The 25,041-nt window shown below is 66.6% G+C and carries 21 protein-coding genes; 12 read left to right on the top strand and 9 right to left on the bottom strand.

Annotated elements, in window-relative coordinates; genetic code table 11:
* Nucleotides 1-63: 63 nt before the first annotated feature.
* Nucleotides 64-1,218 carry a TIGR00374 family protein gene (locus tag CH291_RS07730; protein WP_068049054.1) on the bottom strand — a complete coding sequence of 385 codons (1,155 nt, stop codon included), beginning with the start codon at nt 1,216-1,218 and terminating at the stop codon, nt 64-66.
* Nucleotides 1,219-1,227: 9 nt separating this feature from the next.
* Nucleotides 1,228-2,703, bottom strand: coding sequence for an adenylate/guanylate cyclase domain-containing protein (locus CH291_RS07725; RefSeq protein ID WP_068049088.1), 1,476 nt, complete (start codon nt 2,701-2,703; stop codon nt 1,228-1,230).
* Between the two features lie 142 nt (nt 2,704-2,845).
* On the opposite strand from CH291_RS07725, the gene CH291_RS07720 reads away from it, so the two are divergent.
* From CH291_RS07720 to CH291_RS07705, 4 genes are read left to right on the top strand one after another with little or no spacing between them, the layout of a single operon-like run.
* Nucleotides 2,846-4,024, top strand: a complete 1,179-nt coding sequence (locus CH291_RS07720) for an AI-2E family transporter (protein ID WP_094639231.1) — start codon at nt 2,846-2,848, stop codon at nt 4,022-4,024.
* Nucleotides 4,011-5,180 carry a MacS family sensor histidine kinase gene (gene macS / locus CH291_RS07715; RefSeq protein WP_068049057.1) on the top strand — a complete coding sequence of 390 codons (1,170 nt, stop codon included), beginning with the start codon at nt 4,011-4,013 and terminating at the stop codon, nt 5,178-5,180. Before CH291_RS07720 ends, macS begins: the two co-directional genes overlap by 14 nt.
* Before the next feature lie 29 nt (nt 5,181-5,209).
* Nucleotides 5,210-5,836: a response regulator gene (locus CH291_RS07710; protein ID WP_179272218.1), complete on the top strand. Its 627-nt coding sequence runs from the start codon at nt 5,210-5,212 to the stop codon at nt 5,834-5,836.
* Between the two features lie 37 nt (nt 5,837-5,873).
* Nucleotides 5,874-6,095 carry an autophagy-related protein 2 gene (locus CH291_RS07705; RefSeq protein ID WP_094687092.1) on the top strand — a complete coding sequence of 74 codons (222 nt, stop codon included), beginning with the start codon at nt 5,874-5,876 and terminating at the stop codon, nt 6,093-6,095.
* Here the strand turns inward: CH291_RS07705 and CH291_RS07700 are convergent, their stop codons facing one another.
* Complete coding sequence (locus CH291_RS07700; RefSeq protein ID WP_068049094.1) at nt 6,096-6,485, bottom strand: MarR family transcriptional regulator; 390 nt, start codon at nt 6,483-6,485, stop codon at nt 6,096-6,098.
* Nucleotides 6,486-6,595: 110 nt separating this feature from the next.
* Here CH291_RS07700 and CH291_RS07695 point away from each other — a divergent pair, with 110 nt between their 5' ends.
* The 3 genes from CH291_RS07695 (at nt 6,596) to CH291_RS07685 (ending at nt 10,348) form a co-directional block, all read left to right on the top strand.
* Entirely contained in the window at nt 6,596-7,708 is a 1,113-nt protein-coding gene (locus CH291_RS07695; protein ID WP_094687091.1) for a glycosyltransferase, read from the top strand.
* A 21-nt stretch (nt 7,709-7,729) separates the two neighbouring features.
* A complete protein-coding gene (locus CH291_RS07690; RefSeq protein ID WP_094639220.1) occupies nt 7,730-8,380 on the top strand; it encodes a DUF1707 SHOCT-like domain-containing protein in 651 nt (216 codons plus the stop codon).
* A gap of 75 nt (nt 8,381-8,455) precedes the next feature.
* The gene (locus CH291_RS07685) at nt 8,456-10,348 is read left to right on the top strand and encodes a DUF2339 domain-containing protein (protein WP_179276471.1); all 1,893 of its coding nucleotides are present in this window, start codon (nt 8,456-8,458) and stop codon (nt 10,346-10,348) included.
* A 118-nt stretch (nt 10,349-10,466) separates the two neighbouring features.
* On the opposite strand, the gene CH291_RS07680 is transcribed toward CH291_RS07685, so the two are convergent.
* From CH291_RS07680 to trmB, 3 genes are read right to left on the bottom strand one after another with little or no spacing between them, the layout of a single operon-like run.
* The gene (locus tag CH291_RS07680; RefSeq protein ID WP_094687090.1) at nt 10,467-13,616 is read right to left on the bottom strand and encodes an MMPL family transporter; all 3,150 of its coding nucleotides are present in this window, start codon (nt 13,614-13,616) and stop codon (nt 10,467-10,469) included.
* Nucleotides 13,617-14,321 (bottom strand): NYN domain-containing protein, encoded by a 705-nt coding sequence (locus tag CH291_RS07675; protein WP_094671015.1) that lies wholly within the window; start codon nt 14,319-14,321, stop codon nt 13,617-13,619.
* Nucleotides 14,318-15,076: a tRNA (guanosine(46)-N7)-methyltransferase TrmB gene (trmB, locus tag CH291_RS07670; RefSeq protein WP_094639229.1), complete on the bottom strand. Its 759-nt coding sequence runs from the start codon at nt 15,074-15,076 to the stop codon at nt 14,318-14,320. Before trmB ends, CH291_RS07675 begins: the two co-directional genes overlap by 4 nt.
* Before the next feature lie 211 nt (nt 15,077-15,287).
* Between trmB and CH291_RS07665 the strand changes: the two genes are divergently transcribed.
* The 4 genes from CH291_RS07665 to CH291_RS07650 all read left to right on the top strand — a co-directional run bounded on the left by CH291_RS07665 (nt 15,288) and on the right by CH291_RS07650 (nt 20,310).
* Nucleotides 15,288-16,316 (top strand): hypothetical protein, encoded by a 1,029-nt coding sequence (locus CH291_RS07665; protein ID WP_094687089.1) that lies wholly within the window; start codon nt 15,288-15,290, stop codon nt 16,314-16,316.
* Nucleotides 16,313-17,818 carry a hypothetical protein gene (locus CH291_RS07660; RefSeq protein WP_094687088.1) on the top strand — a complete coding sequence of 502 codons (1,506 nt, stop codon included), beginning with the start codon at nt 16,313-16,315 and terminating at the stop codon, nt 17,816-17,818. The genes CH291_RS07665 and CH291_RS07660 overlap by 4 nt, the downstream gene beginning before the upstream one ends.
* Before the next feature lie 47 nt (nt 17,819-17,865).
* On the top strand, nt 17,866-18,171 hold the full coding sequence (locus tag CH291_RS07655) for a DUF6802 family protein (protein WP_094687087.1): 306 nt from the start codon (nt 17,866-17,868) through the stop codon (nt 18,169-18,171).
* A 309-nt stretch (nt 18,172-18,480) separates the two neighbouring features.
* On the top strand, nt 18,481-20,310 hold the full coding sequence (locus CH291_RS07650) for a phosphoenolpyruvate carboxykinase (GTP) (protein WP_068049118.1): 1,830 nt from the start codon (nt 18,481-18,483) through the stop codon (nt 20,308-20,310).
* Between the two features lie 67 nt (nt 20,311-20,377).
* Here the strand turns inward: CH291_RS07650 and CH291_RS07645 are convergent, their stop codons facing one another.
* Together CH291_RS07645 and CH291_RS07640 are read right to left on the bottom strand one after the other, a co-directional pair.
* On the bottom strand, nt 20,378-21,256 hold the full coding sequence (locus CH291_RS07645) for an ROK family protein (protein ID WP_094639214.1): 879 nt from the start codon (nt 21,254-21,256) through the stop codon (nt 20,378-20,380).
* 9 nt (nt 21,257-21,265) lie between these two features.
* Nucleotides 21,266-22,036, bottom strand: a complete 771-nt coding sequence (locus CH291_RS07640) for a class I SAM-dependent methyltransferase (protein ID WP_231893765.1) — start codon at nt 22,034-22,036, stop codon at nt 21,266-21,268.
* A gap of 84 nt (nt 22,037-22,120) precedes the next feature.
* Here CH291_RS07640 and CH291_RS07635 point away from each other — a divergent pair, with 84 nt between their 5' ends.
* Nucleotides 22,121-23,341, top strand: a complete 1,221-nt coding sequence (locus CH291_RS07635) for a glycosyltransferase family 4 protein (protein WP_094687158.1) — start codon at nt 22,121-22,123, stop codon at nt 23,339-23,341.
* On the opposite strand, the gene CH291_RS07630 is transcribed toward CH291_RS07635, so the two are convergent.
* On the bottom strand, nt 23,288-25,024 hold the full coding sequence (locus CH291_RS07630; RefSeq protein ID WP_373455112.1) for a hypothetical protein: 1,737 nt from the start codon (nt 25,022-25,024) through the stop codon (nt 23,288-23,290). The genes CH291_RS07635 and CH291_RS07630 overlap by 54 nt on opposite strands.
* Nucleotides 25,025-25,041: the final 17 nt, after the last annotated feature.

Below are 25,041 nucleotides of genomic sequence, written 5' to 3'. Positions count from 1 at the left end.
GACCGGGGTCCGTATATATTCCGGATGAACAGGAAGTGACGGACGCCATACCGCGCGGGGTAGCTACGCGGGTTCCGGATCGCCCTTGGTGTCGCGGATGCCCTCGGTGCGCCGCAGCTCGGCGGTCTCCTGCTGCTCGAGCGCTGCGGTCTCCTGCTGTTCCAGCGCGATGTCGAATTCCAGATCGGCGTGCTGATGCCCCCGGAACAGCACGAGGAACACGATCCATCCGACGATGGCGACGAGAATGAAGCTCACGCCGCGATACACCAACGCCGAGGCCACGGCCTGCGATGCGCTGATCGAGGCAGCACTGGTGAGGAACGCGATGAGGGTCGCGTCGACCACCACCAGGCCGCCGGGTGCGAGAGGAACCGATCCCACGGCCTTGCCCGCAGCGAACGCGATCAGCAATCCCGACAACCGGGGATCCGCGCCGACGGCGAAGCATGCGAACGCCAGGCAGGCGACGTCGGCGAGTCGATGCACGGCGGACCACGACAGAGTGAGCGCGCCGTCGCGCTTGCCGAGTTGGACGGACTGGATCTGACCGATGATCTTGTCGATGCCCTCGGCACCGGCGTCGAGCTCGTGGTTGCGGAACGCGTTGTATCGACGCAGTCCCCAGCGCGCGATGTTCTTGATCGACTGCGGATGGTTCGAGATGTAGCGAACGGCGACGACGATCGCGATGACACCGGCGATCGGCAGAACCAGCGTGAAGGTGTTGAACGAACTTCCGACCACCAGTCCGCCTGCCACGCCGAGGACGGCAAGACCGGCAGCGGCGATCACGCCCGAGATGGCCAGTTGCCACGACGCGACGACCGGGCTCGCACCCCAGCGGCGGGTCTCGCGGTAGGTGAACGCGGTGGAGAACACCTGGCCTGCGGGGAGGGTGAGCGCCATTGCGGTGCTGCCGTAGATGACGGACACGGACTTGCGTTGGCGTACCTTCACACCGCCTGCGTCGAGCAGTTGCTTCTGCACTCGGCCGAATGCACTCAGCGACACGGCCTGGGCGAAGACGCAGGCCGCCAGCCAACCCCAGTGGATTTCGCGGACGGCGGTCCAGGATTCGTGCAGCCGCGGCCAGAGATAGATCGCCTCGCCCACCAGCAGGGCCACCAGGGCGATTCCGGCGATCCACTTGACCCACCGGAGTCGGTTGCGCGGACGCCGTACTGCGGGTCCGCTGGTGGAGCTGGGGTCGGGCACCCTGTCAGACTAACCGTCGCTGGAAGAGGAGTCGGGATACTCCACCGGCCAGGCCAGATGGGTGGCACGTCGTCGACCACGTAGTTGTACCTGGTCTCCCAGCTCCCACTGTTCCTGTTCCTCGTCGTCGGCGAAGTACAGGGCCGAGGTCGACGCCAGGACGCGTCCGGGACGCAGTTTTGCCAGCTCGGTCAGTCGCGACGCCTCGTTGACCGGGTCTCCGATGACCGTGTACTCGAAGCGCTCCGACGCACCGATGTTGCCTGCGACGGCCAGTCCTGCCGATACGCCGATGCCGATGTCGAGGCCGGTGATCTCGTCCAACGCGAATCGCAGTTCACGCGCGGCGGCGAGCGCGGCGGTCGGCGCGTCGGGACGATCCAGTGGGGCACCGAAGATCGCGAGGGCCGCGTCGCCCATGAATTTGTTGACGAACCCGTGATGGCGTCCGACGACGTCGACGACCACCCGGAAGAACTCGTTGAGCAACACCACGACCTCGCTCGGTGGGCGCTCGGAGGCGGTGGCGGTGGAGCCGACCATGTCGACGAACAGCACTGCGACGAATCGTGTCTCGCCGCCGAGCTCGGTTCCGAACTGCAATGCCCGACGCGCCACGTCCTCACCGACGTGCTGGCCGAACAACTCTCGCAGGACGCGTCGTTCGGCCGATTCCTCCATCATGCGGTTGAAGCCCACCTGTAGGCGTCCGATCTCGGAACCGTCGAACACGTCGACCTCGACATCGGTCTCGCCGCGCTGAACTCGCTCGATGGCACTGTGCAGCTGACTGATCGGGTCGGAGATCTGGCTCGCGGTCAGCATCGAGAGTACGAATGCCTGCACGATGGCCAGCACGCTGAGCAGGATGATGGCCACGGCGAGCGCGTTGGGGGAGAACACCAGATCGGTGGTCAGCTGCGTGGCGCACAGCAGAATGATGCCGATGACGGGCATCAAGGTGCCCAGGCCCCAGGTCATCGCCATGCGGGTACCGACGCCGGGGGTCATCGTGCGGTCGAATCTGCCCTCGCTCAACGCCAGGGCCGCGACCGGTCGCAGGATGCGCTCGCCGAGCATATAGGTGAATCCGAACGTCACGGTGGCCGCCATACCGACGGTGACGATGACGGCGATGGACAACGACGGCATCTCCGCGATGGTCAACAGCACGAAGATGATGCCGCCGATGATCCACAGAATGAGGTGAACGATCGCCTGACGCAGCGGCGCGTGCAGCGTCGTCATCTGCTCCTTGCGGGTGGGTGGGCCACCGCGGAGCTGCCACCGGATCACCGAGCGCAGGAGGAAGTACGCGTAGATCAGGCTGACGACCAAGGCCACCAGGAGGTACGCCCCGAAGATGTACACGTTGCGGACGCGGTCGGCGACGATCGATTGCGATTCGGGGATGGGCAGGCCGTATCGCACGAAGGCGAACACGAGCACCGCACCGAAGACGTTGGCGATGAGCATCGAGAGCATATAGAGCGGCCAGCGACTCTTCAGGGTGAGCGAGACCGCTCGGAAAGATGCCAGCACGGGTTAAATTTAGCGGGTGAGCACCGACGAGTTGCGGGCGCAAGGTACGGGGGCGTCCCCGGGCCCCGGTTCGGCTGCGGATTCGGTGCATCCGCTGGTGCGGGTCGGCGCGGAATGGACATGGCGACTGCTTGTCCTGTTTGCCGGATTCATCACGTTCTGCCTGGTGGTGGCCAAACTCAGCACCGTCGTCATTCCGCTCGGTCTTGCGCTCCTGGCGTCGGCGATGCTCGTTCCCGTCGTCGATTGGATGCACCGACGCGGAGTGCCACGCGCCGTCGCGGTGATCGTCGTGATCATCGCCAGCATCGGTGTCGTCGCCGGCATCATGACCTTCATCGTCGAGCAGTTCATCGAGGGCCTACCGCAGGTGGGTGATCAGTTCACCCAGTCCATCAACGGCATCGAGGAATGGCTCAGCAACGGCCCGCTGCACATCAGCGAGGATCAGATCAGGCAGGCCACCGACAGCCTCGTGAAGGTCGTTCAGGACAATCAGGAGGCCGTCACCAGCGGAGCGCTGACAACTGCGGCGGTGATCGGCGAGATACTCACCGGCGCGTTGCTCACACTCTTCGTCCTCATCTTCTTCCTGTACGGCGGAGATCAGATCTGGCAGTTCGTCACCCGGCTGGCACCGACCGCGGCCCGCAGAAAAATCCGCACCGCGGGCATCCAGGGCTTCGGGTCGCTGGTGGGATACGTCCGGGCGACGGTTGCCGTCGCGGCCGCCGATGCCATCGGCATCGGAGCCGGGCTGGCCATTCTCGGTGTACCACTGGCACTTCCGTTGGCCTCGTTGGTGTTCATCGGCGCGTTCATACCGATCATCGGTGCGGTGCTGACCGGATTCGTCGCGGTGTTCATCGCACTCGTCACCAAGGGCCTGATCACCGCGGTCATCACCCTCGGCATCGTGGTGGCCGTCATGCAGCTCGAAGGCCATGTGCTGCAACCACTCCTGCTGGGCCGTGCCGTGCGGCTGCACCCGCTGGCGGTAGTCCTGTCCATCACCGTCGGCATTCTGCTCGCGGGCATCGTCGGAGGCCTGCTGGCCGTACCGATCGTCGCCGTCCTCAACACCGCTGTGCGGTCGCTGCTGGCCGCCGACCCGGACGAGGTCTACGAGGAACTCGAGGTGCCCGACCCGCTGTACTCCGCCGAGCCGAGCGACCCGCACACTCCTCCCGGAAGCGACGAGCCGGAGCGACTCCCCAAGCGAGAGTTGAAGACTCCGAACAAGAAGACCGATGCAGACGGCTGATCGGGTCGGGACCACGCTCACCTCGTCCGATCCCGACACCCCGCTGTGGCGTGCCTCCCAGGTCTTTCGGCTGGTCACCCTCGTCTACGCCGTCGGCTACCAGGTGGCCACCGTCGACAACTATACCAATCCGCGGTTGAGCTGGATGTTGGTGGCGTCGATGGCCGTGTGGTCGGGGGCGTCGGCTCTGATGCTCGCGCGCGCATCGCTTCCGCGCTGGCAGGTGGTACTCGCCGATCAGATCATCGTCGTCGCCCTGATGGCGTCGACACGGCTGGTGGCCGATTACGACTGGTACAGCACCCGGCAAACATTGCCGACCACACTGTGGGCCACCAACGCGGTCATCTCCGCCGCAATCCTGTTGGGCCCCAAGGGCGGGATCGCGTCGGGAGTGGCGATGTCGGTGGTCAGCGCACTCGTCCGCGACCGCTTCGACTCCGACCTCTGGTCCGACGCCACCGCCCCGGTGCTGCTCTCGGCCGGACTGGCGCTGGGGATGGCGTCGAACACCGCCCGGCGGGCCCACGAAGAACTGCGTCGGGCAGCACGGTCGGCGGCGATCACCGAAGAGCGGGAACGGCTGGCGCGGCAGGTGCACGACGGAGTGTTGCAGGTACTGGCTCTGGTGCGACGGCGCGGGCTCGAAATAGGCGGGCCGGCAGCCGAACTCGCCGAGCTGGCCGGCGAGCAGGAGGTCGCTCTGCGGGTGCTGATCTCGGAACAGGCGGCTCCGCGTGGCGATCACGCCGATTCGATCGTCGACGTGCGGGCGCTGCTGCGAACTCAGGCGGGTTCCTCAGTGGCTGTCTCGACTCCGGCCGATCCGGTGCTCGTCGACTCCGACGTCGCCGAGGAGCTCGCCGCTGTCGTGGCGACCGCACTGTCCAACGTCGAGCTGCACGCCGGTGCCGATGCGAAGGCCTACGTGCTGCTCGAGGACGTCGACGGGGAATTGATCGTCAGCATTCGCGACGACGGCCGCGGAATCCCGGCCGGACGGCTCGCCGCCGCCGAAGCGGAAGGCCGGATGGGCGTCTCGAAATCGATACTCGGCCGCGTCGAATCTCTCGGTGGTACTGCGATACTCGACACCGAGGAGGGCGAGGGAACCGAATGGGAGATCCGCATTCCTCGAACGAAGGGACTTCGATGACCGAGGACACGAATGCCGACATCGCGGTGATGGTCGTCGACGATCACCCGATGTGGCGCGACGGCGTCGCCCGAGATCTCGACGCTGCCGGATTCAGGGTTGTCGCCACGGCAGACGGTGTCGCCGCTGCCGGCCGCCGCGCGCGAGCCACCACTCCCGACGTCGTGCTGATGGACATGCATCTGCCGGACGGCAACGGAGCCGACGCCACCGTCGCCGTCCTGGAGGCGTCGCCGCAGACGAGGATTCTGGTGCTCTCGGCGTCCGCGGAACGCAACGACGTGCTCGACGCCATCAAGGCGGGAGCGACGGGTTACCTGGTCAAGAGTGCATCGGCCGAGGAGCTGTTCGACGCGGTCCGCGCCACGTCGGCCGGGCAGGCGGTGTTCACTCCCGGCCTCGCGGGCCTGGTGCTCGGAGAGTTCCGGCGGATGTCGTCGTCGCCGCAACCGGAATCCGACACCCGTCCGACGCTGACCGACCGCGAAACCGAAGTGCTACGCCTGGTCGCAAAGGGTCTGAGCGCCAAGCAGATTGCGACCCGACTGACGCTGAGCCATCGCACCGTCGAAAATCACGTCCAGGCGACCCTGCGAAAATTGCAACTGGCCAACCGCGTCGAACTGACCCGATACGTCATCGAAAAAGGGCTGTGAGGGTTTGCGTCGGTAGCTCAGGGGCACTCTGCATCCCATGACCGACAACGAAAAATCAGTGGACACCACCGTCGACCCGGCGAAGCACTCGAAGGGTGTCGACGCCGATCTCGATCGGACCGGCGACGAGCGTGACGAGGCGATCGACGAATTCGACGGCCATCTGGACGGGTCGGGTGAGGATTCTTCGCTACCGACGCCCGAGCCGACCGACGTCGCCGACAAGTCGGACGAGAAGACCGTCACACGGTCCGAGTAGCTACTGGGCGCACAACCTGCCGAGCGCGAACTTGGCGACCGGCACGTACGGCAGAACCAGCGGCAGTGGGCCGTCGATCGTCAGCCACGCCCTGGTGCCGCTGGGGCGTGAGACCACGCCGTGCGTCAGGTCGACCCCGATGGCCTGGTTCTGGAACCACGCCGACCACGCCCACGTCCACGACTGCTCGTCGACCGAATGCACCCGGAAGTCGATCGGCACGCCCAACGGCCCCAGTACTCGGCCGGTGGTGTCGGCGTCCAGCCGCTCGCCGCGGTACTCGACGCCGATGATCTGCGGTGCCCAGGTTCTCCAGGCCGTCGGTTCCATGTAGCGCTCCCAGACCTCGGCGGCGGGGGCGTTACCGGTGGATTGCAGTGTCACTCGCATCTGTTCCACCTACCCGTTGGTAGCGATCCCCACACAGAAATTCCGCGAAGGTTCGGTCACCATCCATCGCCGCGCCGTCGGGCGGACTTGTCGCTGGGAAGACTGGTCGAGTGCGCATCGTCCAACTCGCCAACTTCTACGGACCGAGGTCCGGGGGATTGCGGACGGCCGTCGACCAGCTCGGATCGGGGTACGTCGCGAGCGGCCACGAGGTGATTCTGATCGTGCCGGGAGATCGACGGAGCGAGACGCTTCTGCCGTCGGGAGTGGTGCGCATCGAGGTGCCTGCACCGCAGATCCCGCTCACCGGTGGGTATCGAGTGGCCGACCCGCGCCGGGTGTCCTCGGTGGCAGCCGGACTGCGGCCCGACGTGATCGAGGTATCGGACCGTCTGACGCTGCGCGGCATGGGCGGCTGGGCAGCGCGTCGAGACGTACGGAGCGTGATGATCTCCCACGAACGCCTGGACCGACTGCTCGCCCAGACGATGCCGATGCGCTGCGCCCGTCCGTTGGCCGATCTGGCCAACCGGCGTACCGCCGAACAGTACGACGCCGTCGTGTGCACCACCGAGTTCGCGCAACAGGAGTTCGAGCGCATCGGCGTTCGGAACGTGCAACGGGTACCGCTCGGTGTGGATCTCGACCTCTTCCATCCGCGTCGCCGCATTGCCGGCGAACGGTCCGCATGGCTGGGCAGCGCCGACCGGCTGCTCGTGCACTGCGGCCGACTGTCGGTGGAGAAACACGTCGAGAGAAGCATCGATTCGGCTGCTGCACTCTGTGATTCGGGAATGCGGGCACGGCTCGTCATCGCCGGCGACGGCCCCCGCCGAGCCGGCCTCGAACGACGCGCCCGCGGTCTACCCGTCGAATTCCTCGGGTTCGTCGACGGCAGAGCGGCCGTCGCAGCCCTGCTGGCTTCCGCGGACATCGCTCTCGCGCCGGGACCGCACGAGACATTCGGGCTCGCCGCGTTGGAATCGCTCGCCGCAGGTACGCCCGTCGTCGTCTCCGAGACCTCGGCGCTGGCGCAGATCGTCACCCCGCACTGCGGTGGATCCTCCGAGAACACCGCAGACGGATTCGCCGCCGAGATGGAACGAGTACTCGAACTGCCGGTCGACGGCCGCCGCATCGCCGCCAGGTTGCGCGCCGAACAGTTCGGATGGCCCGCGTCGGTGTCCGGAATGCTCTCCGTCCTGGGCGGTCGCGCAGCGTGAGATCTTCGCTACCCTGATGACATGGAGGCAAGGGATCTACGAGTGTCCGATGCCGAACGCGAGCACGTCGGAGAGCTGCTGCAGCGCGCCGTGGGCCAGGGCATGCTCTCGCTCGGTGAGTTCACCGAGCGAATGGACACCGCATTGGCGTCGAAGACCCGCGGTGAACTGAACTCTGTTCTCGCCGATCTGCCCGGGATGCAGATCGCCGAGGAACATCGCCCGGCACCGAGATCCTTCGCCGCGCCCACCCCGCAACCGACCCCGCGCCGCGTCGTTCAGGAGCACTGGGGGCACGGCAGCGGCGCGTCGGACACACTGCGCGGCACCATGTCCACCATCACCCGCAAGGGCCCGTGGAACGTGCCGTCGAACCTGCGCCTCGCCACCCGCATGTCCACGGTGACACTCGACTTCACCCAGGCAGTCATGTCCACCCAGGTGGTCGAAATACACGTCGACGACTACTGCAGCACCGTGACCCTGATCGTGCCGACCGAGGCGACCGTCGATCTCAACGGTGTCGACACGGTGGCGGGCAGCGCCACCAACAAGGTCCGCACCGGCCCGCCGTACGGGCCACTGCACCTCGTGGTCTCGGGCAAGGTCCGCCTGGGCTCGGTGACCGCCAAGCATCCGTTCGGTAGCTCGTTCCGCCGCATGTTCGGCTAGAGACGCGCTTCTACTCGAGGAATCCGAGTAGCACTACTCACGCTTTTCGGCCGCGACGGTCGCAGGATCTAACCCATGACTTCTTCCCAGAACTCCGGGCTGGATCCGCAACTCGTCGCGCGACTGTCCAGCCGCTTCGATTCCCTGGGCGACCACATGCGCCAGGTGGCCGTCGATCTGCAGACACTGCAGTCGCAACTCGGTGCCGCGGGTGCCGCTCCTCGTCAGGCCCCTGCTCCAGCCCCTGCCGTTCCGCCGCCGGTGGCGCCACCGTCGTTGCCCCCGCAGCCCTACGGTCAGCCGTTCGGCCAAGCTGTCCGTCAGCCGATGGGACAGCAGATGGTTCGGCCCCAGCCTGCCCCGCCCTACCCCACGCCGCCGAGGGGACCGGTCGTCGCACCCAGGCCCCCGGCTCCACCGCGGGAACCATGGTGGCAGCGTGACGGTGTCATCAGCCGCCTGCTGGCTGTCGCCGGCGCAGGCGTCACTCTCGTCGGTGTCGTGATGCTGCTCGTTCTCGCCGCCCAGGCCGGGTGGTTCGGCCCTCCGCTGAGGGTCGCGGCGGGCGCAGTGTTCTCACTCGCGCTGATCGGTGCGGGCGTCCGTGTCTTCGGTCGCTCGGGTGGACGCGTCGGCGGGATCGCCCTCGCCGCCACCGGCATCGCGGGCCTGTATCTCGATGTACTCGCGACATCCGTCCTGTACGGCTGGCTCGATCCCGTGCTCGGTCTGATCACCGCATTCGGAATTGCCGCAGCCGGAACGGCACTCGCAGTGCAGTGGAAGTCGCAGCCGATGGCGGTGCTGATCCTCGCCGGCGTCGCAGTGTGCGGACCGGTGCTGACCGACGGACTGACCCTGACCTTGATCGCGTTCCTCGTCGCCACCTACGTCTCGAGTTTCCCGGCGCAGATCGGTCGGAATTGGCAACTTCTGCAGGCCGTTCGGACCGTACCGCTCGTCGGCGCGGTACTGGCTGCCATCGCGAGTGCCGATCTGTCCGGATCCACCGGCGACCTCTGGCTGTTCCTGGTCGTCGTGGCGGTAGCCCTCCTCGGCATCGGCACGTCATTGGAGTTGTTGCGCCGCAACGTCTCCGATGTGGTCGCCACCGTGATGATCGCTCTCACGTCTCTGCCCGTACTGGTCTCCGCGGACGTTTTCGATCGCGGGGCCACCGTCGCCCTCCAGTTGGTTCTTGCTGCTGCGGCTCTGGCGATCGTGATTCTGGTGAACTGGTTGCCGGGGCACGCTCGCATCACCGTCGCGGTGGTCGGAGCCCTGGCGACGCTGCAGGCCGCAGTCGAGTCGACGACCCTCGAGATTCGCCCGGTCGTGATGTTCGCAGTCGCCTCGGCTCTGATCGCGGTGGCCCACAGCACCCGCTCGACTCTTGCATACTCGATCGGCAGCGGATTCGGCGTGATCGGTACGTTGATGTTCGTCTCGGTCAGCCCGCCGCAGGCGCTGCTCGACTCCGATCTAGCCGTCGGCAGTGTCGGTATCTCTCTCGGTGGAATCCTGCTCGCTGCAACGGCACTCGCTTTCGTCTACGTGCTGGCCGAACTGAAACTGGTCGACGACGGACTGCAGACCCTCGGCATCGTCTCCGGCGTACTTGCCCTGTACGGCTTGACGACGGCAACGGTGACCCTCGGCATCGGAATCGGCGGCGAAACAACAGGATTCACCGCAGGCCACACCGCGGCAACCATCGAGTGGATGATCGCAGCCTTCGCGCTACTGGCCTTCGGGCTGCGCAGCGTCACCCACGCTCATCTGGCCCTGCTGGCCGGACTGTCCTTGACCGCCGCAGCCATCGCGAAACTGTTTCTGTTCGACCTCGTCGCTCTGGACGGACTCTTCCGAGTCATCGCCTTCATCGCCGTGGGATTGCTGCTCTTGATCGCCGGTACCCGATACGCCAAGGTGTTCGCGGACCGAGAAAGTGCGGCAGTTTCCCGCTGATCCCCCTGCTGCGTCAATGGACCACTGCATGCGTCTCGACGGTGCAGTGGTTCATTGACGCGGTGCGGGGGTGGGGTCAGGAGTTCTCGGGAGTTGTTTCGCCCCAATCACATCGGGGTCAGCGTGAACGGTTGCGCTCGCGCGCGAGTAGTTCACTGACGCTGAGAACGTGTCCGCTCTCCCCGCCGCGATGACGACCGCTGTCGCCGCCCTCGGTGGTCGGTGCGGCCCGACGGCCCGACGGCTTCTCGGACGGTGTCTCGCTCGACGCGGACCCGTTGCTGCCGTTGCGTTCGGTGCCGTTCGGCTCGGTGCCGTTGCGTTCGGACTCGACGCCGCTGTGCCCGTTGCGTTCGGAACCGTTCTGCGGCGAGCTGCTCTCGTCGTCACCCCTGTGGTCCGAGCCGTTCGCAGTCGAACCGTTGTGGTTCGTACCGTTGTGGTTCGTACCGTTGTGGTTCGTACCGTTCGCGGTCGAGCCGTTGCGCGGTGTGCTCGGGGGCGGTGATGCGCTGGGTGCTCGCAGGTCGGCGAGCCAGCTCTCGATGGAACGCGAATCCGGTTCCTCCGCGCGAGGTGCGCGAGCAGCACGGGTTCGGCTCGGCGGCTCGACGGTCGGACGCGGTGCGCTCGGTGCACGAGGCGGCTCCGCCGACGGGGGAGCAGCCACCGGGTTGACCGGCGGTGCGGGCCGGACGATCTCTGCTGCCTGGGTCGGCTCCGGCTCGACGGTCGGGCGCGGTGCCACCGGCCGGCTCGGGGCGGGCCGAGCAGCGGGTCGGTCCTGCGGAGCAGCCTGGGCCCGGGGAGGAGTCTGGGCCTGGGTAGGAGTCTGGCCCTGGGGAGGAGTCGGGCGCGCAGCCGGTGCCGGAGGTGTGGTCGGTGCCGCACGGGTCGGCTCCGGTGGGGTTGCCGGACGTCCCGTCACACTGCGTCGGGATTCTTCCTTCGCGGCGTGGGTCGCCCGAATGGGACCCCCACCATGCGGTGCGACCACCGGAATGGGCTCGGTGAGCGGCTCGTTGCGGCGCGGTGCCGGGCGCATCGGCGGCGCGACGGTACTCGACGGTGCACCGCCTGCGAGCGCGAGCTCGGGCACGTCTTCCATGGGGAGAAGCTCGTCCTCGAGGATGGTCTCGCCGAGTCCGAGTTTCTGCTGGATTCGCTTCATCCACTGCGGGGCCCACCAGCAGTCGTCGCCGAGCAGTTTCATCGTGGCGGGCACGAGGAACATGCGGATGAGGGTGGCGTCGATGATGAGGGCGGCGATCATGCCGTAGGCGATGTACTTCATCATCACCAGGTCGGAGAACGCGAACGCTCCGGTGACGACGATGAGGATCAGGGCCGCGGCGGTGATGATGCGTCCGGTATGCGAGGTTCCGATGCGGATGGCTTCGCTTGTGCTGGCACCCTTTTCGCGTGCTTCGACCATCCGGGAGAGCAGGAACACCTCGTAGTCCGTGGACAAGCCGAACACAATCGAGATGATCAGCACCAGCACCGGAGCCATGATCGGACCAGGGGTGAAATTCATCAGCCCCGCCCCGTTGCCGTCGATGAATATCCACGTCAATATGCCCATGGTGGCACCGAGGCCCAGGACGGTCATGAGCACCGCCTTGATCGGCAACACCAACGATCCGAACGTCAGGAACATCAACAGCGTCACGATGAACACCACGAGCACGGCCATCAACGGCAGCTTGTCGATGAGTGCACTGATGGAGTCCTGCTCGATGGCAGGCGTACCGCCGACGAGAACCGACGCTCCCTCTGGCACGTCGATACTGCGCAGGAAGTCGATGGCGGGCTTGGAGTCGTTGCGATCGACCAGTCCGGCCTTGAAGACGATGATGCCGTCCTTGCTGGCCCCGTTGGGAGTGAACTGCTCGATCAATCCCGGCGCATTGTTGGCCTGGTTGGTGATCGCTGCGAGGTTGGGCCCCTGTGCGTTGCTGATCACCAGCTTGATCGGCTCGGTGCGCTGGCCGGGGAAGAGCGAATCGAACTCGGCCTGTGCCTCGCGGGTCACGTTGTCCGGAGGCAGATAGGTCTCGTTGATACCGCCGAACTTGATGTTGCCGACGGGCAGCGTCAGGAGCACCAGGCCGAGCACGATGGGCACGGTGACCTTGACGGGGTTGCGCATCACCCAGCGGGTGAGGCGGCCCCACATGCCGTTCTCGATCTCCTCGCTCGACTTGGTCTTGCGCATGAACTTCAGACCGAGCGCGTCGACGCGAGGGCCGAGAATGGCGAGCATCGCGGGCAGGATCGTGATGGCCGTCAGGGCTGCGAGCGCGACGGTGGCGATGGAGCCGTAGGCGACCGATTTGAGGAAGCCCTGCGGGAACAGCAACAGACCACCGAGGGACGCGACGATCATCGTCGCCGAGAACACCACGGTGCGACCGGCCGTCATGACGGTCCGGCGCACGGCCTGTGGCGTCGAGTAGCCGTCGCCGAGTTCTTCTCGGAATCTCGAGACGATGAACAATCCGTAGTCGATCGCCAAGCCGAGGCCGACGAGCGAGACCACGGGCGCGACGAACGAGTTGACCTCGGTGAAGTTGGTGAACACCTTCACGATGCCGTTGGCACCGACGACCGTCAGGCCACCGATGATCAGCGGAAGAGCGGCGGCCACGACGCCGCCGAAGATGAAGAACAGCAGTACTGCCACGGCAGGGATGGCGAGGATCTCCATGCGCTGGATGTCGCCGGCCATCGTCGACTGCAATGCCCCCGCGACGGCCTGGAGGCCTGTCACCTGCACGTCCACGCCGTCGATGTAGAAGACGTCCTTGACGGACTGGAAGTTGTTGGTCAGTTCGGTGTCGTTGGCTCCGGCGATGGCGATGCTGGCGATGGCGTGCTGTTTGTCGGTGGTGCCGAGTGCAGCGAGGTTGGGCGCGCCCGTCCCGGGAAAGTACGTGCCGTTGATCTTCTCTATCTGGTCCGGATGGTCGGCAACCAGAGAGTTCAAGTTGTCGGTGATCGCCGACTGGAACGCCGGATCATCGATGGTCGAGCCCTCGGGGGCGGTGTAGAGGACGATGACGTCGCCCTGCTTGTCGCGACCGAAGGTCGTGTCTGCCAGACGGGCAGCCTCAGCCGATTCCGACGTCGGATCGTCCCAACCGCTCTGACTGAGATGGCTGTTGAGATCGAGACCGTAGGCGGCGAAGCCCAGCAGTCCGGCCACCATGACACCGATAACGGTGTACCGCAGCCGGTAGACGATGTCTCCCCATCTGGCGAACACTTAAGAAACTCCTTGGCGCCCGACGAGCAGGGCGGACAGCGGTCGGAAGGGCTGCAGCCACGCGCCCTCGTCGGGGAGCGAATCGAGACTCACCCGAGGCAGTGGCTCACGGAAGACGCCCGGGATGTCCTCGAGGTCGAGGAATTCCAGGATGTCCGACGTGACAGCCCAGCTTGCGTGCTCCCGGAATCCCAGTACCTGTACGGGCACTCCGGTCGCTGCGATGGCCTCCAGCGGCCCCTTGAACGCTTGACCGTCGGCGGACGCGACCATGACACCGGCAAGGCCGCCGTCACGGTTGCGGAAGTCGATGTGGTCGAGCATGTCTGCGTCGACGTCACTGTCTTCGTCGACCTTGGGCTTGGCGAACACCGCGAATCCCACGTTACGCAATGCTTCGACCCAGGGTCGGACCACATCTGCGCTGCCGGGGGCGATGTTGGTGAACACCGTGGCCTCGGGTTCGAGCGTCGCGGTGCCCGAGGTGGAGAGTTCGGCGGTGCGGCTGAGCAGCCATCGGCCCAGGGCATCGAAGCGCGGACGGTAGGCGGCGGTGGGTCGGCCACCCAGAATTGCGCCCAGTCCCATGTCCAGGTTCGGGGCATCCCAGACCAGCAGGACGCGTTTGCTGTGGCGCGTTTCACCGATGGCACCGAGTTCTGAGGGGTCGACCACGGTGTCGGGCATGTCCGTACTGACGCTCATGCTGTCTTCTTTCCCCAGATCAATTCCGTCACCGAGCTACCGACCAGCTGTGCTTTGCCCTCGAACTTGGTCACCGGTCGCTCGTGTGTCATGGGCGATTCCCAATCGAGAACGGTCAGACCGGGCTCGGCGTTCCCGGCCTCGGCAATCCACTCAGCGTATTCGGCATGATCGGTTGCCACGTGCAGAACGCCACCGGGCTTCAACCGATCCGCGATCATCGCGAAAGTCGGCCCCTGCAGCAGCCGACGCTTGTGGTGCCGAACCTTCGGCCACGGGTCGGGGAAGAAGACACGGACGCCGGTCAGCGACTGCGAGGACAGCATGTTCTCGAGCACGTCCATCGCGTCACCGCGCAGCAATCGAACGTTCTCGATGCCTTCTCGTTCGATCTGTTGCAGTGTCTGCGCCAGGCCGGGGCGGTAGACCTCGACGGCCATGAGGTTGACGTGCGGCTCGGCCGAGGCCATCGCCGTGGTGGCCGTGCCGGTACCCGAGCCGATCTCGAGGATCGCCGGGCCGCTGCGCCCGAACCAGGCGTCGATGTCGATCTGCTCGTCGGCGACGTCGCGGCCGATGCGCGGCCACAGGCTGTCCCAGGTGGTCTGCTGCGCCTCGGTCAGCGCTCCGCGCCGAGAGCGGAAACTCGTCACGCGTGGGTAGAGTCGTGAGCCCCGTTCCTGGGTCTGCACGGCGTTCTCCTCGGTGTCGACAGAGGTGTCCTGGGGCTCGTTCACCGGTCCATTGTCGCGCATCGACGGGGCGTGTGACAGGTGGGTCTCGAGTTGAAGTTGAGACTTGCCGTCCAACCGCTGATCAGCGGTGGGACGCACCCGACTAATTACAACGATGCAATTCGTTTCGATCGGCTCGCGAGCGCCCGCATGTGCCAGAATCGGTGCCGCAGCAGGGGGCTGTGCGTCGCGTCCGGAAAGTGGCGGCGGGATCGTTCTGGGGGAATCGATCATGGATGTCGCCGAGGCCGGTCTGGGCCTGTTGCGTGACCGGGTCGCGTCGACCGACGCACGCGAGGCCGTCGAAAACGCCGTCCACGATCGCCTGCGGCCGCTGACCGCACGGGTGACCGGCCGCGCCGGCGTCGGGAAATCCGCTGTTCTCGCCGTTCTCGAGTCGGTGCCGCTCGACGCCGACGGCCTCGATGTCCGATGGCGCGAGGGCAGGACGGACAACAGCGAGGGCGAAGTGCTCGTCCACGTGATCGCGGGAGCGGTGTCGCCGGTCGACATCGCATTGCTGAGTTCGAGGCCGAGGGGTGTTCTGGACGGGACCGTCGTCGTGCTGACGAAGGCGGACACACTCGACGATCCCGCAGCAGACGCAGCAGCGGCCTCGCAGCAGCTGGGGCGGACGGTGTTGCCGGTGATGGGAGCGACCGCGGCGGGCATGCGGGGAGTGGGCCGAGCCGGCGCGACTCTGGACATGGCCGACGTACGAGCCGTTGCGGCGGCCGATCTGCGCCCGACCGATCTGATGACCGTCGATCGGTTTCGCGCCGTCGACATCGAGGTGTCGACGCGTCGCAGAGAAGCTCTGATCGAATGCATCGAACTGCGTGGTCTCGCCCTGCTGGTCGACGTACTGCGGCAGCGACCCGCCGTGTCCGACGGCGATGCGGTGCGCATGCTGGCCGACGCCACCGGGGCCGATGCCCTGATCGCCGCGGTCTCCACGGCCGTGTCGGCGGCCGCAGCGGCTCGGGACGCAGAGCTGCATCGCAGCATGCAACAGATCTCCGCCGGTCATCGGCGTGTTCGTGCCGCTGTCGAGTCGTACCTGGCCTCGGACGAGGCGGTGGCTGCCGAAATGCGCTGTGCAGCTCTACGTCTGGGAGTGCCGATCGAGACCGGTTCGGAGCAGGTCGCGTCGGAGCAGGCGGTGCTGTGGAAGAGGCGGGCGGCCGCAGCCGTCGATCCCGACGTACGTCGCGCCGCACTCGCACTGTGCCGAGGCCACGTACGAATGCTGCGCCGGTGATCCCGCTGTCGGAGGACATGAAAAGTGTTCTACGACGCTGGGATTCCAGTGCCCTGGACGAGATCGAGCGCGCCAGGGTCAGTCGACCTGCCGGGGTTCACCTCACCGGTACTGCAGGGTCGGGCAAGTCCGAACTGCGCCGTGAGCTGTCCCGGCTCGTCGGTTCCGCCATCGAATTCACGGATTCGGTGGCCGATGCGGCGGTCGTGATGATCGTCGTCGACGCGTCGGCCCCGGTGGGTCGCGTCGAGGTCGAGCAGTGGCGAGCAGCCCTCGAATCCACACCGGTCGTGTTCGTGGTGAACAAGATCGACGTGCATCGGCATTGGCGTGAGGTGGTTTCTGCCGACACCGATGTCGTTGCCGAGTGCGTCCCACGGGCGGTGGAGTGCACGTTCCATCCGGTTTCGGTTCGGTTGGCGCGGATGGGCCGGGAGAGCGGTGACGCTGCGATGTCCGCGGAGTCGGGTCTCGGAGCAGTGGCGGACCGGCTCGGCGTTGTACTGCTGCAGACCGCGGCTCTCGGAACCGAGCGTAAATATGCTGCGGCAGTGCAGGACTGCGCATCCGGAGCCAGAGCGTCGATCGTGGCGAGAGCGCGCGCGGTGACCGGGGGCAGTGACACGGCCGAACTCCGTGCGCGGCGAGCCGGGCTCGTCGGCGAACGCGACAAGCTCGGAGGTGATCGACGGGCGCTGCTGCACAATCGCATTCAACGAGTACGCGTGGAGTCCGTCCACGCCGCCGCCGAAGAATTTCGAGCTCTGACCGCCCAGGCCAAGCGCACGATCGACGGAGCCGGACGTGCAGAGCTCACACACCTTCCGGCGCACGTCGCCGAGTCCGCGCGTGGTGCCCGGAACCGAGCCGACGCCGCGCTCACGGCCCGACTGCGGGCGGTGGAGACCGAGCTCGGGCTCGCGCCGTCGCAGGCGGAGTCGAGTCTCGCGGATGACCCGCTCGACATCGGGGAGCCGTCCAAGCGTCGGGGCGTCGAGGATGCGGTCATGATCGTTGTCGGCGCGTCGGCGGGGGTGGGACTCGGGCGGCTGGTGGTGTCGCCGATGGCACTGGTGCCGGCCTGGGCAGTTGCCAACACCGTGATCACCCTCGTCCTCGGTGGTGTGCTCGCCTGGTGGATCACGCGATCGCGGGCGCTGGTGGCCCACCGCGCGCACCTGCGTGGCTGGACGCAGGAAAGCGTGGCCCGGGTGAAATCGTCGGTGGAGCAGCGATTGCTCTCGCGGATTCTCGATGCCGAGTCGATGCTCGCGTCCGCTGTCGCGAGTGCGGACCGGGACGCAGTGGCCCGCATCGACGTCGCACTCGCCGAGGTGGACGCCGAGCTGCATCGGCTCGCCGACAATCGATCGGCGCTGCTGTCTGCCTGCGATCGCGATCTGTCTGCGCTGGAGCGGGGCCTCGAGCGATTTCGTGGATCGGTCCCGCTTTCTTCCACGCACGGGGAACCGTTCGACGAGCCGGTGCGTCGGAGTCAGTAGGTGCAGTGTCGGTTCGTCAGGTTGGTTGGTCGAGGTGAGGAGCGTCGATGATCGCGGTGGATGGCTTCGCAGCAGGGGATTTCCTCACCGAGGAGGTCGAGCCCCACGATGTCGACGATCCGGGCGCGCCCACGGTCTCGACGGACCTGTTCGATCTCGACGGCGACGGCCACTACGAGACCACCGTGCGGCATACCGACGCCGGGATGACGGTGGCGACCGACGTCGACGGGGACGGTGTGACAGACAAGTTCACGGCCTTCGGACGTGACGGGCAATACCGAACGTGGGAGATTTTTCGAGAAGCGAACGGTATCGGCCGGGGTGAAATGACCGAATCGGGTGAGCTCTAGCGCGTGTGCGCGGGCCCGGCATCGCCGCTGGTGGGGGCCTTCTTGCACGGAACTTTCCCTATCTGAATCGGTCTTGTGACCAATCGGACAACACCCTGTTTCTGGATTCACGTCGCTCGGCGTTAACCTGATGAACAGGACATCCGGCGCTCGGTCCTCGGCTTGCTGTACGCGGTAACATGGTGTACTGCAGCTCGAACGGCCGAGCAGCGCCCCGCCGAGAGGGGAAAACCGAGATTCATTCGCGCGTAGTCGCCCACAGCGACCGTGCGGATTCTTCCCGGTTCCGGCTAACCCCAGGAGAGTTAGATGACCTCAGCGACCATTCCCGGTTTGAGCGGCACCGACAATGTGCCGACTCGACACAAAGAACTGCTTGCCTGGGTTGCTCAGGTAGCCGAACTGACAGAACCGGACTCCGTGGTGTTCGCTGACGGATCCGACGCCGAATGGGAGCGCCTGACCGGCAAGCTGGTCGAGGCCGGCACCTTCACTCGTCTCAACGAGGAGAAGAAGCCCAACTCGTTCCTCGGCAACTCCGATCCGTCGGACGTCGCTCGCGTGGAGTCACGCACCTACATCTGTTCCAAGGAAGAGATCGACGCCGGTCCCACCAACAACTGGATGGAACCGTCCGAGATGCGGACGCTGATGACCGATCTCTACCGCGGTTGCATGCGTGGACGGACCATGTACGTGGTGCCGTTCTGCATGGGCCCGCTCGACGCGGCCGACCCCAAGCTGGGCGTCGAGCTCACCGACTCCGAGTACGTGGTCGTGTCGATGCGCGTGATGACCCGCATGGGCCAGGCTGCGCTCGACAAGATCGGCGACGACGGCTTCTACGTCAAGGCGCTGCACTCGCTCGGCGCTCCGCTCGCCGAGGGCCAGGCCGATGTGCCGTGGCCGTGCAACGACACCAAATACATCACGCACTTCCCCGAGGATCGCGAGATCTGGAGCTACGGATCCGGCTACGGCGGCAACGCTCTGCTGGGCAAGAAGTGCTACTCGCTGCGTATCGCATCGGCGATGGCCCACGACGAGGGCTGGCTCGCCGAGCACATGCTGATCCTCAAGCTGATCTCTCCCGAGGACAAGGCGTACTACATCGCCGCGGCGTTCCCGTCCGCGTGCGGCAAGACCAACCTCGCGATGATTCAGCCGACCATCCCGGGCTGGCGCGCTGAGACCATCGGCGACGACATCGCGTGGATGCGCTTCGGTGAGGACGGTCGTCTCTACGCCGTCAACCCCGAATACGGCTTCTTCGGCGTTGCGCCGGGCACCAACTGGGACTCGAACCCCAACGCGATGAAGACCATCGACCAGGGCAACTCGGTGTTCACCAACGTCGGCATGACCGACGACGGCGACGTGTGGTGGGAGGGCCTCGAAGGCAAGCCCGATCACCTCATCGACTGGAAGGGCAACGACTGGACGCCCGAGTCCGGAACCGATGCCGCGCACCCGAACTCGCGCTACTGCGTGCCGATGGCCCAGTGCCCGTCGATGGCTCCCGAGTGGGACGACCCGCAGGGCGTACCGATCTCGGCGATCCTGTTCGGTGGACGTCGCAAGACCACCGTTCCGCTGGTGACCGAGGCTCGCGACTGGCAGCACGGCGTGTTCATGGGAGCCACCGTCGGCTCCGAGCAGACCGCTGCTGCCGAGGGCACCGTCGGAACCGTCCGACGCGACCCGATGGCCATGTTGCCGTTCCTCGGCTACAACGTGGGCGACTACTTCCAGCACTGGATCGACCTGGGCAAGAACGCCGACGAGTCGAAGCTGCCGAAGGTGTTCTACGTCAACTGGTTCCGCCGCGGCGACGACAAGCGCTTCCTGTGGCCCGGATTCGGTGAGAACTCGCGTGTGCTCAAGTGGATCGTCGAGCGCATCGAGCACAAGGCCGCAGGCGTCGAGACACCGATCGGTGTGGTCCCCACCGCCGAGGCACTCGACATCGACGGACTCGACACCACCGTCGAGGACGTGGCCGAGGCGCTCGCGGTGAACTCCGACGAATGGAAGGCCGAAATCCCGTTGATCCAGGAATGGTTCGACTTCGTCGGCGAGAAACTGCCCACCGGAATTCAGGACGAATTCGACGCCCTCAAGCAGCGCCTGGGCGCGTAGTATTCACGACACAGAACGGGGCTCACCGAGGGGTGGGCCCCGTTCTGGCTGTGTGGGTATGCCCCGTTCAGACGGTGAGCGCGGCTGCCCCGGCCAGCGTTCCGAGTCCACCCAATGCGGCCGGGACCACCTGCAGGCCATCGAGGAATTTCAGACGCGCATGTAGCGCGATCGACTCCTGAATCGGATTCCACAGCGGCGGGCCGGCCTGGGCGAAGCCACCACCGATCACCACCATCCGTACGTCCACCAGGGCGACGGCCGACGCGATCGCCTGGCCCAGTGCCACTCCGGCGCGCTGCAACGAGGTGATGGCGACCGGCTCCCCGGCGGCCGCATCGGCTGCCAATTCGGTTCCGGTGCTGCCGGTCCACCCCAGCTCGCGCGCCCACCGCACCGCCGACGGACCACTCGAGACGGTTTCCACGCATCCGATTCCGCCACACGCGCAGGGCGTCGTGGAACCGGGGACGACGATGTGTCCGATGTGCCCGGCGTTGCCGCTGGCACCGGCGACGATCTGCCCGCCCAGCACCAACCCGCCGCCGATGCCGGTCGACACCACCAGACTCAGCACGTCCGGAACTCCTACGGCGGCACCGAAGCGGTGCTCACCCAGTGCCGCTGCGCTGCCGTCCATCGCGAGGCGGATGTCGGCTTCGGGGAAGAGTTCGGCGAGGTGATCGCGCAGCCCGAAGCCGTTCTTCCACTCGTCGATGTTGATCGGTGCAACCGACCCGGTCTCGAGATTCACCGGACCGGAGCAGGCGACGCCGATCCGGGTGACAGTGGCGGGTTCGGCCGTGTTCCGAAGCAGTTCGGCACAGGCGTCCCAGACATCGGACTCGGGAGTCGGCACCGTGACCGGATTCTCCGGCCGCCCGTCGTCGCCGACGAGTGCCGCCGTCATCTTGGTGCCGCCGATGTCGAGTGCGAGTGCCGTCATCGTTCCAGGCTAGGTGTTCGGTTTCAGAACGAGGACGAGGTTGCTGCCGAGGAATTCTCGTAGTACTGGAACTCGCATCATCCACCATGCCCAGCGGGGATGGTAGCGGGGGAATGCGGCCAGCAGCGTGGCGTTGGGAGTGCTTCGTGCCCAACGCAATCCGTCTGCGGCGCTGATGTCGAACAGGGATTCGCCGAATCGATTCTTCGGTTCGTGACCGGTGGTACGGGCGTAGCGGCGGGCCGCGTACTCGCCGCCGAGGTAATGCCAGGGCCGGGTCTCGTGGCCGCCGAACGGACCGAACCAGATGGTGTACGAGAGCACCGTCAACCCGCCGGGCCTGGTGACCCGCAGCATCTCCTCGGCCATGGTCCACGGTTCGCGGACGTGCTCGGCGACGTTCGACGAGAAGCAGATGTCGACACTGTTGTCGCGGAACGGCAGTGCCATCCCGGAGCCGCGCACCGAACCGGGTATCTGCAGTCCCGCCGCATGCATCTCGGACGCATCGGGCTCGACGGGCAGGTAGCGCGCGCAGCTGGCCCCGAAGACCTCGGCGAAGTATCCGGGCCCGCCGCCTACGTCCAACACGGTCGCCGCGGACATGTCTGTGCCGGTCAGGCCCCGATACAGATCGCCGATCAGCTCCACGGAATCGCGGGCCAGTGCGCCGTAGAAGATGTCGGGAGCGCTCTGCTCATGTCCGAAGTCCTTCAGCAGACTCACCGAGCGACGCAGTGTCGCGCGAGAGGCGAACAAACGTGTCACGGCGGAAGTCACGAAGACGAACCCTAGCGGTTAGTGTGGCAACGGTAATCGACGGCGGTCGTGAAACGAACATGCGGAAATTGGGTGAAGCGGGCTGTGCGCGAGGTTCTGTTGCTGTGCTGGCGCGATACCGGGCACCCGCAGGGCGGCGGCAGCGAGCGATACCTCGAGCAGGTGGGCGCAGGTCTGGCTCGACGCGGCGTCCGCGTCACGCTGAGGACGGCGTCGTACCCCGGAGCTCCCGCCGAGGAGATCGTCGACGGCATTCGCATCAGTCGCGGTGGTGGACGCCTGTCGGTGTATCCCCGCGCACTGGCCGCCATCGCGGCCGGGCGGCTGGGTTTCGGCCCGCTCAAGGGCATCGCACCCGACGCGGTGATCGACACCCAGAACGGCATTCCCTTCTTCTCCCGTGCTGCGTTCGGCGTTCCGGTGACGCTGCTGGTGCACCACTGCCACCGGGAGCAATGGCCGGTCGCGGGGCCGATGATGGCCAAGCTCGGCTGGTGGCTCGAATCGACTGTGTCTCCGCGGGTACACCGCCGCAATCAGTACCTGACGGTGTCGTTGCCGTCCGCCGACGAGTTGGTCGCACTGGGCGTCGACCGCGAGCGCATCGCCGTGGTGCGCAACGGAGCCGACGAGATTCCCCGGTCGGTGCCCGAGGGTGACGAGAGCACCCGCACCGCGCACCCGTCGCTGACCGTGCTGTCCCGGTTGGTTCCGCACAAGCAGATCGAGGACGCGCTCGACGCCGTTGCTGCGCTGCGCGGACGGATCCCCGATATCCACCTCGACGTCATCGGCGGCGGTTGGTGGGAGCAGAACCTCCGCGATTACGTGAGCGAACTGGGCATCGAGCAGTACGTCACCTTCCACGGGCACGTGGACGAGGACCGCAAGCACGCGCTGCTCGGTCGGTCCTGGGTGCACGTCATGCCCTCCCGCAAGGAGGGATGGGGGCTCGCGGTCGTCGAGGCAGCGCAGCACGGCGTGCCGACCGTCGGCTACCGAAGTTCCAAGGGCCTCACCGATTCCATCATCGACGGCGTCACCGGCGTGCTGGTGGGCGGGCTTTCGGATGGTGAAGAGGACCGGGACGTCTCCGGTCTGACCGCTGCCGTCTCGGAGCTGCTGCAGGACGCCGAAGCCCGAACTCGCCTGGGCGAGAAGGCGCGAGTGCGCGCGGGGGAGTTCTCCTGGGAGCAATGCGCCGACGGTGTGTACTCGGTGCTCGACGCCACGACGCGTGGCACGTGGTCGTCAGGTCTGGTGGGTGCGCAGCACTCGGATTCGGCTCAGCAGTCCTACCGCTAGTCCGCCGAGAAGTAGCAGTGCCCATGCGAGGTGGGCAACGACGACGGCTGCCGCTGGCCGGCTTTCGGTGAGCACGGGATCGGGTACTCGGTAGAGCGTGAGCTGGTCGTCGGAGTACGCGATGGCCAGTGAATTCAGTGTTTGCTCGGATTCGCCGAGTTCGCCGGGGGTGGTGTTCTCCACCAGTATCCAGCCGACACCCAGCTCTGCGACGACGTCCACGGGTTCGCCTGCGAGCAGCGCATTCTGGACCTCCGTCGCGCGCACCCCCTCACCGCGCACCGTGCCGCCCGCGACGATGAGCTCGCCGGTCTGCAACACATCCAGTGGCAGCATGCGCGGCGCGGGATCGAGAACGGGAGCACTGCCGCTGTAGGGAAAGAGGCGGAACATCCCGGCCGGTAGCACCGCGACATCGCCGTCGACGCTCTGTACTTCGGCTGCGACCGCCTGCCAGGACTCCGGGTACACCACGGGCCGCATCGAGTTCCCGACGCCCCAGCCCAGGTCGGGTAGTGCGATCAGCAGGGCCGCTATTGCCACGGCACTGCCGAATCGGGTGCGTTGGACCGCGCTCAGCGCGGCTGGCTGCACCCGATTCGGTCGACGACGGGGAGAAAACGCGGCCGCCGCCGCCAGAGCGTAGATCGGCATCGCCAGCGCGACCCACTTCTGTGAGTCCCTGAGCAGGCCGGCACCGGGCACCGTCTCGCCCAGCGCGCGGGCCATCGCCAACCCTGGTCCCGTCGCTGCCAGCGCAGGCGCTGCGATGGCAAGCAACGCGACGACAGCGAGTCCCACGATCACCGGATTTCTTCGACGCCTGATCAGCGGGCGCACCCCGAACGCGACCACGGTCAGCAGCAGCGCCGTGCCCACGAACGCGAAAGCCCCTGTGCGAGAATCGGGTACCGCATCGGAGTTCCAGATTCCGCCCAGACCGGCGAGGCTGCCGAGGGTACCGAGGCCCGGCTCGGCGCGCGCCGCGAACGCCGCCCAACCCGCCGGATCCGCCTGATCGACGCCACTGCCGGACACGGCCGTCGCCACCAGCCACGGTGTCGACGCCACCGCCGCCATTCCGAGGGCGCCGACCACGCGCAGGCCGCGTCGGGCACCCCCGGGGAGGGCGAGGACCACCAGGGCAATGGTTGCGGCGAGCAACGCGCCGGTGGGGGTGAGCCCGGCAGCGGCGAGACAGACTGCGAGTGCCCACCAGGAACGGCCCTCTCTGACCGCGAGTGCAGCGACCACCGTCCACGGCAGAGTGGCGTATCCGACGAGCAGGCTCCAGTGTCCCTGCAGCAGTCGTTCGGCGACGTACGGGTTCCACACGGCCACCGTCGACGCCACGAGCAGCGCGGGCAGTGGGGCTGTCGGCAGTACCGTTCGTGCCATGACCGCCGCACCCCACCCGGTCAGCCACAGGGCGAGCAGCAGAATGGTCTTGACCACGAGTCCGCCGTCGAACACCGTCGACAGCGCGGCGATCGCGGCGTCCTGCGGGACGGCCCGCGCAGCCGTGTCGGCGATTCCCCAGGCGGAGTCGGTGAAGTAGGAACGGGGAGTGCTGACGGCGTCGCGCAGCAGGAGATAGCCGGGGCCGAGCAGCGGGCCGACAATCACCACGGCGAGCAGCAGGCTGTAGAGCGGCGGTGTCCACTTCGACCTCGACCACGCCATGATCGGCACCCTATACC

Source organism: Rhodococcus sp. 14-1411-2a, from assembly GCF_002259485.1.
In the GTDB taxonomy this organism is placed as follows: Bacteria; Actinomycetota; Actinomycetes; order Mycobacteriales; family Mycobacteriaceae; genus Rhodococcoides.
Note: the sequence above shows the minus strand (reverse complement) of the source record. Positions and strands in the feature narration are given on the sequence as shown.

Excerpts from the sequence above, each read along its gene's own strand:
- CH291_RS07630 (WP_373455112.1), bottom strand. The coding sequence starts at position 25,024 with ATGGCGTGGTCGAGGTCGAAGTGGACACCGCCGCTCTACAGCCTGCTG.
- macS (WP_068049057.1), top strand. The coding sequence starts at position 4,011 with ATGCAGACGGCTGATCGGGTCGGGACCACGCTCACCTCGTCCGATCCC.
- CH291_RS07700 (WP_068049094.1), bottom strand. The coding sequence starts at position 6,485 with ATGCGAGTGACACTGCAATCCACCGGTAACGCCCCCGCCGCCGAGGTC.
- CH291_RS07710 (WP_179272218.1), top strand. The coding sequence starts at position 5,210 with ATGGTCGTCGACGATCACCCGATGTGGCGCGACGGCGTCGCCCGAGAT.
- CH291_RS07655 (WP_094687087.1), top strand. The coding sequence starts at position 17,866 with ATGATCGCGGTGGATGGCTTCGCAGCAGGGGATTTCCTCACCGAGGAG.
- trmB (WP_094639229.1), bottom strand. The coding sequence starts at position 15,076 with ATGCGCGACAATGGACCGGTGAACGAGCCCCAGGACACCTCTGTCGAC.
- CH291_RS07705 (WP_094687092.1), top strand. The coding sequence starts at position 5,874 with ATGACCGACAACGAAAAATCAGTGGACACCACCGTCGACCCGGCGAAG.
- CH291_RS07665 (WP_094687089.1), top strand. The coding sequence starts at position 15,288 with ATGGATGTCGCCGAGGCCGGTCTGGGCCTGTTGCGTGACCGGGTCGCG.
- CH291_RS07690 (WP_094639220.1), top strand. The coding sequence starts at position 7,730 with ATGGAGGCAAGGGATCTACGAGTGTCCGATGCCGAACGCGAGCACGTC.
- CH291_RS07650 (WP_068049118.1), top strand. The coding sequence starts at position 18,481 with ATGACCTCAGCGACCATTCCCGGTTTGAGCGGCACCGACAATGTGCCG.
- CH291_RS07725 (WP_068049088.1), bottom strand. The coding sequence starts at position 2,703 with ATGCTCTCGATGCTCATCGCCAACGTCTTCGGTGCGGTGCTCGTGTTC.
- CH291_RS07645 (WP_094639214.1), bottom strand. The coding sequence starts at position 21,256 with ATGACGGCACTCGCACTCGACATCGGCGGCACCAAGATGACGGCGGCA.
- CH291_RS07675 (WP_094671015.1), bottom strand. The coding sequence starts at position 14,321 with ATGAGCGTCAGTACGGACATGCCCGACACCGTGGTCGACCCCTCAGAA.
- CH291_RS07685 (WP_179276471.1), top strand. The coding sequence starts at position 8,456 with ATGACTTCTTCCCAGAACTCCGGGCTGGATCCGCAACTCGTCGCGCGA.